12 protein-coding genes are annotated in these 11735 nt (G+C 72.8%); 6 read left to right on the plus strand and 6 right to left on the minus strand.

What is annotated here, in order from left to right; all coding sequences use genetic code 11:
- Window positions 1–350 precede the first annotated feature (350 nt).
- The 5 genes from ACRX5S_RS01985 to ACRX5S_RS02005 form a co-directional block, all read right to left on the minus strand.
- Entirely contained in the window at window positions 351–1076 is a 726-nt protein-coding gene (locus tag ACRX5S_RS01985; protein WP_436770908.1) for a hypothetical protein, read from the minus strand.
- A gap of 143 nt (window positions 1077–1219) precedes the next feature.
- Entirely contained in the window at window positions 1220–2137 is a 918-nt protein-coding gene (locus ACRX5S_RS01990) for a 5'-3' exonuclease (protein ID WP_436771142.1), read from the minus strand.
- Between the two features lie 132 nt (window positions 2138–2269).
- Complete coding sequence (locus tag ACRX5S_RS01995; protein ID WP_436770909.1) at window positions 2270–2935, minus strand: GNAT family N-acetyltransferase; 666 nt, start codon at window positions 2933–2935, stop codon at window positions 2270–2272.
- 99 nt (window positions 2936–3034) lie between these two features.
- Window positions 3035–3451, minus strand: coding sequence for an STAS domain-containing protein (locus ACRX5S_RS02000; RefSeq protein WP_358364571.1), 417 nt, complete (start codon window positions 3449–3451; stop codon window positions 3035–3037).
- 477 nt (window positions 3452–3928) lie between these two features.
- Window positions 3929–5155, minus strand: a complete 1227-nt coding sequence (locus ACRX5S_RS02005) for an amino acid deaminase/aldolase (RefSeq protein WP_436770910.1) — start codon at window positions 5153–5155, stop codon at window positions 3929–3931.
- A 199-nt stretch (window positions 5156–5354) separates the two neighbouring features.
- Between ACRX5S_RS02005 and ACRX5S_RS02010 the strand changes: the two genes are divergently transcribed.
- Both ACRX5S_RS02010 and ACRX5S_RS02015 read left to right on the plus strand, forming a co-directional pair.
- On the plus strand, window positions 5355–6896 hold the full coding sequence (locus tag ACRX5S_RS02010; RefSeq protein ID WP_436770911.1) for a carboxyl transferase domain-containing protein: 1542 nt from the start codon (window positions 5355–5357) through the stop codon (window positions 6894–6896).
- Window positions 6897–7131: 235 nt separating this feature from the next.
- Window positions 7132–7875: an SseB family protein gene (locus tag ACRX5S_RS02015; protein ID WP_436770912.1), complete on the plus strand. Its 744-nt coding sequence runs from the start codon at window positions 7132–7134 to the stop codon at window positions 7873–7875.
- 447 nt (window positions 7876–8322) lie between these two features.
- Here the strand turns inward: ACRX5S_RS02015 and ACRX5S_RS02020 are convergent, their stop codons facing one another.
- Window positions 8323–8739 (minus strand): DUF1844 domain-containing protein, encoded by a 417-nt coding sequence (locus ACRX5S_RS02020; RefSeq protein WP_436770913.1) that lies wholly within the window; start codon window positions 8737–8739, stop codon window positions 8323–8325.
- Window positions 8740–9189: 450 nt separating this feature from the next.
- Between ACRX5S_RS02020 and infC the strand changes: the two genes are divergently transcribed.
- From infC to ACRX5S_RS02040, 4 genes are all read left to right on the plus strand, one after another.
- Complete coding sequence (gene infC / locus ACRX5S_RS02025) at window positions 9190–9855, plus strand: translation initiation factor IF-3 (RefSeq protein WP_436771143.1); 666 nt, start codon at window positions 9190–9192, stop codon at window positions 9853–9855.
- Between the two features lie 94 nt (window positions 9856–9949).
- Complete coding sequence (rpmI, locus tag ACRX5S_RS02030) at window positions 9950–10144, plus strand: 50S ribosomal protein L35 (protein ID WP_436770914.1); 195 nt, start codon at window positions 9950–9952, stop codon at window positions 10142–10144.
- A 117-nt stretch (window positions 10145–10261) separates the two neighbouring features.
- Window positions 10262–10648, plus strand: a complete 387-nt coding sequence (rplT, locus tag ACRX5S_RS02035; RefSeq protein ID WP_358362137.1) for a 50S ribosomal protein L20 — start codon at window positions 10262–10264, stop codon at window positions 10646–10648.
- A 223-nt stretch (window positions 10649–10871) separates the two neighbouring features.
- Window positions 10872–11717 (plus strand): TrmH family RNA methyltransferase, encoded by an 846-nt coding sequence (locus ACRX5S_RS02040; RefSeq protein ID WP_436770915.1) that lies wholly within the window; start codon window positions 10872–10874, stop codon window positions 11715–11717.
- Window positions 11718–11735: the final 18 nt, after the last annotated feature.

Below are 11735 nucleotides of genomic sequence, written 5' to 3' on the forward strand. Positions count from 1 at the left end.
TACGCCGGTCCGTGAGGCGGGTTCCGGGGAGGTCCGCGGTGCGGGCTCCGGGGCGATCGGGTCGGACGTCGGCGCGGCGGGGGAGGCCGCGGGGACCGACGTGAGGACCAACACCGGGGAAAGCGCCGGGAATCGCGAGGGGGAGGTCGCGGGGCGGAGGGGGGAGGGCGAGGGGGAGATCGCGGAAGAGGTCTGGGGGGAGGTGGTGGGGGCGAGCGACGGGGAGGTCGCGGGGCGGAGCGCGGGGGAGGTGGGGAGCATGGGGGAGAGGGCCTTGCGTTCGGTGCGGGCGGTACGGGCGGCACGGGCGGCGCTGGTGGAACGGGCGGTGCGGGTCGTGCTGAACACGTTCAACTCCCCTGGGGCGTACCGGGCTCGACGGCGAGCCGGACGTGCGGGCGTGGGACGACGGGGACCGCTCCAGGAGCGCCGTACACCCCGGAAAGGGGGTCGACGGGGGCGCGGCAGAGCCGGTCGAGGCGGTCCGCGAGCGAGGGCTCGTCGCCGTCGACCAGCGCCATCAGGCGGCCCGCGGGGACGGCGTGCACGTCTTCCTGCAACGCCCGCTCCATGTGGCGGGCGGTCAGCAGGAGGTGTCTCAGATGCGCCCAGAACCGGGACTCGGCGACTTCCAGTTGCACGACGACCAGGCGCGGGTGCTCCCCGGCGCCGGCGCGCTCCTGGAGCCGTCGCTGGAGGACGGCCGCGGAGGGGAGTTCGGTGAGCGGATCGGTGCCCGGCGGGAGCGTGCCGGGCGCGGTGGCCCGGGCACGCGCGCCGACGTAAGCCTGCACCACCGCGGCGGGCGCGGCGTGCGCCAGCGCGCACAGGAACAGCGCGTCCAGCTCGGCGAGCGCCACGTCGAGCGGGATCTCTGCGGCGGCGCGGTCGCGGCCCAGCGCGATGCAGGCCGAACGCACGTGCCCGGTCGTCACGAACGACTCGATGCACAGCTCCACTGCGGCGCTGTGCCATTCGACGCGCGAGGGCCAGCCGGCCCTCTGCGTCACACGGTGCCACTCGCCCCGCAGCCAGTCGGGGTCGGCGGTCGATGCGATGTCACACTCGGTACCCATGCCAAGGGAGACCGGGGTACCTCGGAGAAGTGACGCGACTTCCGAGTAGTATTTGGTGTGACCTGGATCACATTCCAACCGCGCGCCGGGCGCGCAGCCAGGTGACCCTTTCGGGTAGCGCTTTTACCTTGCCGTGACCGCGGTCAGCGGCGCTCGGCCAACACCGCCACAAGGCGCTGCACGGAGCCGCCGAGGCCCCAGCGTTCGGCCAGCGCGTGCAGGGCGTCGGGGTCGCGGGGCGCGCGGGGGAGCGCGGTGGTCAGATCTTCCGGAAGCGGAACATCACGGACGACCTGCACGACCCCGGGGGCGACGTCGAGGTAGTCGGCGGCAGCGACCAGGTTGCGGCGGCGCGCCGGGGTGAGCGAGGACGCGGGGTCCTCGGCGGCCCGGCGTACCCCCGCGAGGTCACCGAACTCGCCGATGAGCTGGGCGGCGGTCTTCTCGCCGATGCCCTTGACCCCGGGCAGCCCGTCGCTGGCGTCCCCGCGCAGGGTGGCGAAGTCGGCGTAGGAGGACGCGGGCACGCCGTACCGCGCCAGCACCGCCGCCTCGTCCATCACGTCGACGACGCCCACGCCCTTGACCGGGTAGAGGACGCTCACCGCGCGCTTGTCGTCGACCAGTTGGAACAGGTCGCGGTCGCCGGTCACGATCTGCACGGGCACCTCGGCCGCCGTCGCCAGCGTGCCGATCACGTCGTCGGCCTCGAAGCCGGGCGAGCCGACACGCGTGATGCCGAACGCGGCCAACACGTCCTCGATGACGGGCACCTGCGGGGACAGGGTGTCCGGCACCTCCTCCTCGTCGGGCGCGTCGCCCTCGACGACCTCCGCGACGCGGTGCGCCTTGTAGGAGGGGATGGCGTCGACCCGGAACTGCGGGCGCCAGTCGTCGTCCCAGCAGGCCACGAGCGAGTCGGGGCCGTGGTCGGAGACGAGCCGCGAGATGAAGTCGAGCAGGCCGCGCACCGCGTTGACCGGGGTGCCGTCCGGCGCCTTCACCGAATCGGGGACGCCGAAGTAGGCGCGGAAGTAGAGCGACGCGGTATCGAGAAGCATCAGTTGTCCAGGCACGTGCCCATCGTGCCGTACGCCGGTGTCACAGGGCGGGGATCGGTCTCTCGGCGCCCGGCCGGTGTCGCGTCGGTTGTAGGTCGCGTCAGGTGCCGGTCGCATCACGTGCGGGTCGAGTCACGCGCCGGTCGCGTCGTCTCCGAGGCCGAACATGTCGAGGCAGGCGTCCAGTCCGTGGATCACGACGGGCACCGTGCGGTGTGCCTCCCAGGTATCCCGGTCGATGCGCACGCGGCGCAGCATGCGTGCCCGGCCGTCGGCCGCCGCGTGTATCTCAAGACCGTCGTCCGCGTACCCGAGCTTGCGCGACACCCCCAGCGAGGCCGGGTTGTCGGTGAACGCGGACGACACCGCCCATTGCGCGCCCAGGCCCTCGAACGCCAGGTGCAGTACCGCGGCGCGCATCTCCGTGCCGAGTCCCGTGCCCTGGCGGGCGCGCTCGATCCACGAGCCCGAGGAGACCTCGCGCCGGGTGACGAACTGGGTGCCGCTCAGGTCCTGCCCGCCGACCGGCATGCCTTCGTGGAAGACGACGAGGTCGAGCGTCCAGTCGTCAGGGGTCCAGGTCGCCCACTGCCGCCAGTGGTGCTGCAAGGCGGAGCGCGAGCGCCGCGGCTCGGGCACCGTCGACCACGGCACGGAGAACGGCATGTAGTCCGGGTTGTGGACGCCCCGCGCGACGGCGGCGAACAGGCCGTCGAAGTCCTCCAGTCGGGGCAGCCGCAACTCCAGGCGCGGGGTGGTGACACGCAGTCCGAACAGCGGCCAGTGGTCCGTGATCATGTTTGATTCTGGCGTACGCGCGGGCATGCCGCCGAAGGATTTCGCCCCGTACGCGCCCGGGTGCGGAGTGCCGCCCGGTGCGGCGGGCAAGCGCTGGCGTCAGACCGCGAACTCGTCCAGGACCTCCTGGAGCGTGTCGCGCACGCCGAGGATGTCGATGAGCCCGGTCATGCGCAGCGTGGCGCGCACATGCCGGTCGGGGGCGGCGAGGCGGAGTCCGCCGCCGCACGCGTGCATTGCCTTGAAGGCGTCGATGAGCACGCCGAGACCGACCGAGTCACAAAACGTCAGCGCTGTGGCGTCGACGACCACGCGGCGGCACCCGCCGTCGATCAGGTCGATCAGCGTGCGGTGCAGCAGCGGGGCGTTGTGGAGATCGAGCTCGCCGTGCAGATGGACGACCGCGCACCCGCGCCAGATAGTGACCCCGGTGACAGGGTGTTCCTGACCGAGCATGCCGAGCCGCGCGACCATGGCCTCGACCTTTCCGTGGTCGGGACGGGATTGGAACCTCACGGCGCCGAATGCATTCTGGGGCATCCGGAGCGTCCGTGACACCCTTTCTGGAGCGCGTCTTGCACGGGACCGGGTGGATCACGGGCGGCTTGGCCTGATAAGGCCGGTTTCAGCGCTGATCGGTTTCCGAAAAACCGGGCATACCAACCAAGCTGACGGCTGATCGGCCAATGACCGTTTTCTCGGCCTTCACTCGTACGGGTGAACATGCGGGCGTGCGGCCTCAGGGGCGGGCGCTGTCGGTGCGCGTCGGTGCGCCGGGGCGGGGGTGTCACCGAGCGTGTCAGTGGGCGAGTGCGATACCGAACTGCCGTGCGGGGGGGCGGGTGGTGGGATGCACTGGTGCGCACCTGGCGTGCGCGCGGATCACGCGTGTGTGTGCCCCGCGCGTAGGCAGCTCCCACGGGCCACGTACAGGCGGTGCGCACAGGCGTCGCACACACGCGCCGCACGCAATTGCTCGCACCAACGCGGGCGCTAGAGGAACGTGTGCCCCTCGCCCCGATACGTCGGCACCGTCCCGACGACCCGGTCCCCCTCGACCAGGTGCAGCGCGTCGAACCGCTCGCACAGTTCCCCGGCCTTCGCGTGCCGGAACCACACGCGGTCGCCGATCAGCAGGTCGTCCGCGGCACTCCCGCGCAGCGGCGTCTGTACCTCGCCCGCACCCTCCTGCGGGTCGTACGCCAGCCCCTGCGGCAGGTACGGCTGCGGCAGCCGGTCGCGGCCCGCCGCCCCGGACGCCGGATAGCCGCCGCCCAGCACGGACACCCACCCGACGCCAGGACGCCGCACCACCGGCAGCGCGAACAGCGCCGCCGGGCGGCCCCGGAAGCTGGTGTAGTCGTCGAACAGCCGCGGCTGGAAGAGCCCCGACCCGGCAGCGACCTCGGTGATGCACGCCTCGGCCGCCGTCCGCTCGACACTGCCGGTGCCGCCGCCGTTGACGAACTCCAGGTCGGCGACCGCGCGTACGGCCGCCACGATCTCGGCGCGGCGCGAGGCCAGTTCGGCGCCGGCGCGGGCCTGCATGAACCGGATCGCCCGCCCGTACAGCGCGCGCCCGTGTGGGGCGTCGCCCACTCCGGCGATCTGCGCCTCGTACGCCATCAGCCCGACGAGGTGGAACTGCGGGCGCTTTGCGACCAGTTCGGCGACCGCGGCCACCTGTTCGGGGGTGTGCAGGGGAGAGCGGTGCGCGCCCACGCGGACGCGCCCGCCGAAGGGCTGCCACGAGCAGTCGATGTCGACGCACACGCGGATGCGTTCGGCGCCGTCACCGCGCACACGGTCGATGTAGTCCAACTGCGCGACGTCGTCGACCATCACGGTGACACGGGCGGCGGCCACGGGGTCGGCTGCGAGGCGGGCGTACGCCTCCCGGTCCGTCGACGGGTAGGCGACGAGCACGTCCTCGACGCCTTCCGCGGCCAGCCACAGGGCCTCGGGCAGGGTGAAGGCCATCACGCCCGCGAAACCGTCCAAGGCCAGCACCTCGCGCAGCAGAGGAAGGCAGCGCACCGACTTGCTGGCGACCCGGATCGGCGTACCGCCCGCGCGCCGCACGAGGTCCGCGGCGTTCGCCCGGAACGCGTCGAGGTCGACGATCGCGAAGGGCGCGTCGAGGTCCGCGGTCGCGCGGTCGTAGCGCGCCCGGTCGTCGGACGGGTGGTACGAGGTGCGCGCGGCGGTGAGACTGGCCATGCCCCGCAGCCTGCCAGATTCGGTTACCGGACGGTAGGCGGAGCGAGGGCGCCGGCGACCTTCGCCTGCCGGAAACCCCGCACGCCACGGCGCCCGACGTCCGCCCATGGCATGGTGCTCATGATCGACACACGGTCGACGCCCCGGCGCGCGCACCCCGCGACCGAGGCGAACCAGGCCCGGCCCGGAAGGCGGACCCATGCACGTGCGAGCGCTCGACCTGATCGACCGCGTCCTGGACGCGGACAGCTTCACGGCCTGGACCGACAAACTGCCCGAGCCGCACAAGGTGGACGCCGAGTACGCCCGGGAACTCGCCGCCGCCCGCGAACGCACCGGCCTCGACGAGGCCCTGGTGACCGGCGAAGGCCGCATCCACGGGCGTCGCGTCGCCGTCGTCGCCTGCGAGTTCGCGTTCCTCGCCGGATCCATCGGGGTCGCGGCGGCCGAGCGCCTGGTCCGCGCCATCGAGCGGGCGAGCGCCGAACGTCTCCCGCTCGTGGCGTCGCCGACCTCCGGCGGCACGCGCATGCAGGAAGGCACCGTCGCCTTCCTGCAAATGGTGAAGATCTCCGCGGCGGTCGCGGCGCACAAGGCGGCCGGTCTGCCATACCTCGTCTATCTGCGCCACCCCACCACCGGCGGCGTGTTCGCGTCGTGGGGCTCGCTCGGCCACGTCACCGCCGCACAGCCGGGCGCGCTCATCGGATTCCTCGGCCCGCGCGTGTTCGAGGCACTCAACGGCGAAGCGTTCCCGGCGGGCGTGCAGGTCGCGGAGAACCTGTACGAACACGGACTGATCGACGCCGTCGTCCCGCCCGAGCAACTGCGGGACGTCGCCGCGCGCGTCCTGGAAGTCCTCGACGACCGCCCGGACGCCGCCAACCCCGCCGCGCCTTACCCGTTTGACGCCGACCAGCCCGACACTCCCGCCTGGGAGAGCGTGCGCCGCTCCCGCGACCCCGGGCGCCCCGGCCTGCGCACCCTGCTGCGGCACGGCGCGCGAAGCGTCACACCGCTGCGCGGTACCGGCGAGGGGGAGAGCGAACCGTCGCTGCGCCTCGCCCTCGCGCGGTTCGGCGCCGACGGGTCCCCGGGCGCGCCCTGTGTCGTGCTCGGCCAGGACCGCACGCGGCAGAGCGAGTACGGCCCCTTCGGACCCGCCGGGCTGCGCCAGGCCCGGCGCGGCATGCGGCTCGCCGCCGAACTCGGGCTGCCGCTCGTGACGGTCGTCGACACGGCCGGCGCCGCGCTGTCCGCGGACGCCGAACAGGGCGGCCTCGCCGGGGAGATCGCCCGCTGCCTCACCGAACTCGTGATGCTCCCCGCACCGACCGTGTGCCTGCTGCTCGGCCAAGGCGCCGGAGGCGGCGCTCTCGCCCTGCTGCCCGCCGACCGCGTGCTCTGCGCCCGCAACGGCTGGCTCTCGCCGCTGCCGCCGGAAGGCGCCTCGGCACTGCTGTTCCGGACCACGGACCGCGCGGCGGAGATCGCCGAGCGGCAGGGCATCCGTTCCGCGGATCTGCACGCCGCGGGGATCGTCGACCGGGTCGTCCCCGAACTCCCGGACGCCGCGGCCGAACCCGAGGCGTTCGTGCAGCGCGTCGCCGCCGCCCTGGAGGACGAACTGACCGCGCTGCGCGCCGCCGATCCCGGCGACCGGATCACCCGCCGCCTGGCTCGCTACCGCACGCTGGGGTTGCCGGAGGGGTACGCGCCGGGCCCTCACCCGTACGGGTGAGTTGCCGGAGATCCGCGGACGTCAACTCGCAGGCTGCCTAGCCTGATTCACGTTCGGGACACGGGTTCCACACGCCCGACCCGCGCTGCGAAGGCGGCCGACGACACTTGATCGCACCTGTCGTCCGCCCAGCAGGTCGCCGCCCCGGACGGGATGCCGCGCGTGGCCCAGTGGTCAAGCCCCGCGTGGCATCCCCGTGGACCGGATGCCCCTTCCGCCCCCTTAGGGTCGAGGCGTGGACTTCACCGGCAAGAGCATCCCCGACCCCGGCTTCTCCGGCGACGACGGCACCGCCGACGCCGCCCTGGCAGAAGCCCTCGCCGGCACCCCGCCGCGCCGCGGGGACGTCCTGACGGCCCTCGCCGGAGCCCGCCTGCTGGTCCCGGTCGTCGCGCTCCTCGGCGAACTGGAGGACACCGCCCCGGGCGAGCTCAAGCGCGAGAAGTCCAGCGACATGGCGGTGCCCACGATCGCGGGGCCCTCCGGCCGCAAGGCGCTCCCCGCGTTCACCTCGACCGATGCCCTCGCCCGCTGGCGCCCGGACGCGCGCCCGGTCCCCGTCGACGCCCGCCGCGCCGCGATGGCCGCGTACGCGGAGGGCGCCGACACCCTCCTCCTCGATCTGGCGGGCCCGAGCACGTACGAGGTCACCGGCCCCGCGCTCCGCGCCCTCGCCGAAGGCCGCGAACTCGTACCGCCCCACCGCGACGAAGCCATCCGCTCCACAATCCGCGCCGCCACCGCCGAGGAACCGGCCGTCACCGCCGCCTACCTCACCGAAACCCCCTCCGCCGGCCTCCTCCTGACCCTCGCCTCAAGCGCCCCCACCCCCGAAATCACCGCAGCCGCCCACCGCATCGCCACCCGACTCTCCGAGTCCGAGGCCCTCCGCACGCGCCTCACCGGCAGCCTGGACCTGGCCCTGCTCCCCACCGGCGCCGCCCCACCGAGCACCCCGCTCTACACGCAAACCAACTGAACAGCCCCGCCCCGGTCCCGCCGCCCGACAGGCCAGGCACCGCAGGTACGCCAGTTCTCGGCTCGTGGGTCGATCGGGCCGGTAGAGCTGATCGTGGGCCGGGGACGCGTCGGACGCCGACGCGCTGCCGGCCCCAACCCACCGCCGGTCGCCGTGGGCGGCCCACTACGCAGCCGGCCGAGCCGACCCCTCGTGCCCGCACGGGGCGCCGCAGTCGATGTCGCACCGCGCGCCCGTACGTTGTGCACCCACCGCTCAACCTCACAGCGTGAGCCTTTGGTGCGGGTTGTCCACTGTCCCGCGGTGCAACGGCCGCGGCGCCGTTTTGGGCGCGGGTGGGTGATCGCGTGCGCCGCGCTTCGGCTGGTGCGAGGGTTCCGACACGGGTGGCGGTCGTTCCCGTTCGACGGGGGGCGCATAGGAAGCCGGGCGCGCCCGAGGTGTTCGTCAGCCGTAGACCGGGCCGGTGAACTTTTCGCCGGGGCCCTTGCCGGGTTCGTCCGGGTACAGGGAGGCCTCGCGGAAGGCGAGCTGGAGGGAGCGGAGCCCGTCTCGGAGCGGGGCGGCGTGTTGGGAGCCGAGTTCGGGCGCGCCTGCGGTGACCAGGCCGGCGAGGGCGGTGATGAGCTTGCGGGCCTCGTCGAGGTCCTTGTGCTTGTCGCCGTCCTCGGCGAGGCCGAGCTTGACGGCGGACGCGCTCATCAGGTGCACGGCGAGGGTGGTGATCACCTCCATCGCCGAGACGTCGGCGATGTCGCGGGTCATGTCGCGGGTCATGTCGCGAGTCATGGTGTCCGCGTCGTCGCCGGACGGTGCCGGGGTGGTGCCGGGGGCGGGGTCTGCGGGCAGTGCGCTGTCGGTCATGCGACCCAGTGTCGGGTATGCGCGGCGGCGGACCTGACGTGGGCCGCGCGATTGGGTGTACGGGCCGGGGTCGCGTACAGTGGGCTTCCGCAACGCTCCGCCCGGTGTCCGGTTCGCCCCGCCGGGTGGTATTGTGGTGCGTCGACCGATCGGGCACTGATGTGTCCGACACGTAAGCGGAGGCTCCGTCTCCCACCCGATCGACCTCGCGGTCGACGGGTCACGGTCCGGCGCGGATCACCACTCGGTGGTCCGAGGCGCGCTTTCCCGTTCGGGAAGAAGCACGCCGGTCGTCGGTGTTATGGAGCCTCGCATGCGTCCCATGCGGGGCTTTTCGCATGTCGGGCTCGGAACCGGGCCCGTCGTGCAAGGAGACCCGCACGGTTGACGGCTAGGAGTACGTGGCCGCGGGACCGAACCGCCGACCACTTCAGGAATCGAGGAGGCCCCATCAGCGCCGAGCCCCGCATCAACGACCGGATTCGCGTCCCCGAGGTGCGACTCGTCGGTCCCAGCGGCGAGCAGGTCGGGATCGTTCCGCTTGCCAAGGCCCTGGAGCTCGCCCAGGAGTACGATCTCGACCTCGTCGAGGTCGCGGCCAACGCCAGGCCGCCGGTGTGCAAGCTCATGGACTACGGCAAGTTCAAGTACGAGTCCGCCATGAAGGCCCGTGAAGCGCGCAAGAACCAGGCGCACACGGTCATCAAGGAGATGAAGCTCCGGCCGAAGATCGACCCGCACGACTACGAGACCAAGAAGGGTCACGTCGAGCGGTTCCTGAAGCAGGGCGACAAGGTCAAGATCACGATCATGTTCCGCGGTCGCGAGCAGTCCCGCCCCGAGCTGGGTTTCCGACTGCTGAAGCGGTTGTCGGAGGACGTCCAGGAGCTGGGCTTCGTCGAGTCCAGCCCCAAGCAGGACGGCCGCAACATGATCATGGTTCTCGGTCCGCACAAGAAGAAGACCGAGGCCATGGCCGAGGCCCGCGAGGCCCAGGCCGCCCGCAAGGACGCACGCCGGGGCCACGACCAGGCCGCGGCCGCGCCGGAGGACGCCGACGCCGAGGCCGGGCAGACCGTCGCGACACCTGCTGCGACCCCCGCGGACGAGGGCTGACCCCCGGTCGATCCGCGACCCCAGTTCCACACACATCTGTGCCTGCCCGGCGGGATGCCGGGCAGGCACGGCACGACGAGGAGACAGCGGCGACATGCCGAAGAACAAGACGCACAGTGGTGCCAGCAAGCGCTTCAAGATCACCGGCTCCGGCAAGGTGGTCCGTCAGCGCGCCGGTCGCCGCCACCTGCTCGAGCACAAGCCCTCGACGCTGACCCGTCGCCTCGCGGGCACGGTCGTCGCCGCCCCGGCCGACGCCAAGAAGATCAAGAAGCTGCTCGGCAAGTGAGCCATGTGCGCCTGCCCCCGCGAGCCTGACGGCCGCGCGGAGGCGGCGGGCGCCGGTCCCAGTCGTACCCCGGGTCGGGGTCACCACGCCCCGGTCTGAAGTCAAGGAGTTCATCAAGTGGCACGCGTCAAGCGGTCGGTCAACGCCCAGAAGAAGCGCCGCGTCATCCTGGAGCGCGCGAGCGGTTACCGCGGGCAGCGCTCGCGCCTGTACCGCAAGGCCAAGGAGCAGGTCACCCACTCCCTGGTCTACAACTACAACGACCGCAAGAAGCGCAAGGGCGACTTCCGTCAGCTTTGGATCCAGCGCATCAACGCGGCTGCCCGTCTGAACGGCATCACCTACAACCGCTTCATCCAGGGCCTCAAGGCCGCCAGCATCGAGGTCGACCGCAAGATGCTGGCCGAGCTCGCGGTCAACGACCCGACGGCGTTCGCCGCGCTGGTCGAGGTCGCGCAGAAGGCGCTCCCGGCCGACGTCAACGCGCCGAAGGAAGCCGCCTGATCTCACGGGCATCCCGGTGGGTCTCCGCACCGGACGCCGCGGCCTCGCGCCGCGGCGTCCGCGGAGGCCCATCGGTACATCCGGGGCCGGAAGAAATCACCCCGAGCCCGGATGAACACACCGGAGAACGCCCGGGGCCGCACGGCAACCAGAAGCGGCCGGTACGGCGCGCCCGGCCCGAACAGCCCGCCACCGCCGCGGGCGGAACGCAGGAAGAAACCCCATGGCGATTCCCGAGCTGACCTCCACCCGCTCACCCCGCGTGGTGGCGGCCCGGCGGCTCGCCAAGCGCGCGTTCCGGGCGGGTGAACGGCGCTTCCTCGCGGAGGGTCCGCAGGCGGTACGCGAGGCCGTGGCCCGCCCTGGCACCGCCGTCGAGGTGTACGCCACCGCCGAGACCGCCGAGCGCTACCCCGACATCGTCGCGGCCGCCGCGGAGTCCGGCGTCCCGGTGCTGCGCGCGACCCCCGAGGTCGTCGCCGCGGTCAGCCAGACCGTCACGCCGCAGGGCATGGTCGCGCTGTGCCGCTTCGTCGACGTGCCGCTCGCCGACCTGACCGACCCGCACGCGCCCGACCTGGTGGCGGTGCTGGCACACGTACGCGACCCCGGCAACGCCGGAACGGTTCTGCGTGCGGCCGACGCCGCGGGGGCGGAGGCGGTGGTCCTGACGGACGCGTCCGTCGACCTGTACAACCCCAAGACCGTGCGGGCGTCGGTGGGCAGCCTGTTCCACCTGCCGGTCGTGGTCGGGGCCCGCGTCGAGGACACCGTGGCGCAGCTGCGCGCCGCCGGGTTGCGCATTCTGGCCGCGGACGGTGCCGGAGCCGCGGACCTGGACGACGAGTTGGACGCCGGCGGCCTCGATGGGCCGACGGCGTGGATTTTCGGCAACGAGGCGTGGGGCCTCCCGGCGGAGATCCGCGCGCTGGCCGACGCCGTGGTGCGGGTTCCGATCCACGGACGGGCGGAGAGTTTGAACCTGGCCACGGCCGCGGCCGTGTGCCTGTATGCGTCCGCGCGGGCGCAGCGCGGGAGTTCGGGCTGCCGGGCGAAGCGCGACGGTTAGCGCGGGCGTGCGCCCGCG

The organism is Yinghuangia sp. YIM S09857, from assembly GCF_051388915.1.
Classification (GTDB): Bacteria; Actinomycetota; Actinomycetes; order Streptomycetales; family Streptomycetaceae; genus Yinghuangia.

Excerpts from the sequence above, each read along its gene's own strand:
- ACRX5S_RS02020 (WP_436770913.1), bottom strand. The coding sequence starts at position 8,739 with ATGACCGACAGCGCACTGCCCGCAGACCCCGCCCCCGGCACCACCCCG.
- rpmI (WP_436770914.1), top strand. The coding sequence starts at position 9,950 with ATGCCGAAGAACAAGACGCACAGTGGTGCCAGCAAGCGCTTCAAGATC.
- ACRX5S_RS02005 (WP_436770910.1), bottom strand. The coding sequence starts at position 5,155 with ATGGCCAGTCTCACCGCCGCGCGCACCTCGTACCACCCGTCCGACGAC.
- ACRX5S_RS01995 (WP_436770909.1), bottom strand. The coding sequence starts at position 2,935 with ATGATCACGGACCACTGGCCGCTGTTCGGACTGCGTGTCACCACCCCG.
- ACRX5S_RS02040 (WP_436770915.1), top strand. The coding sequence starts at position 10,872 with ATGGCGATTCCCGAGCTGACCTCCACCCGCTCACCCCGCGTGGTGGCG.
- ACRX5S_RS02010 (WP_436770911.1), top strand. The coding sequence starts at position 5,355 with ATGCACGTGCGAGCGCTCGACCTGATCGACCGCGTCCTGGACGCGGAC.
- ACRX5S_RS01985 (WP_436770908.1), bottom strand. The coding sequence starts at position 1,076 with ATGGGTACCGAGTGTGACATCGCATCGACCGCCGACCCCGACTGGCTG.
- ACRX5S_RS01990 (WP_436771142.1), bottom strand. The coding sequence starts at position 2,137 with ATGCTTCTCGATACCGCGTCGCTCTACTTCCGCGCCTACTTCGGCGTC.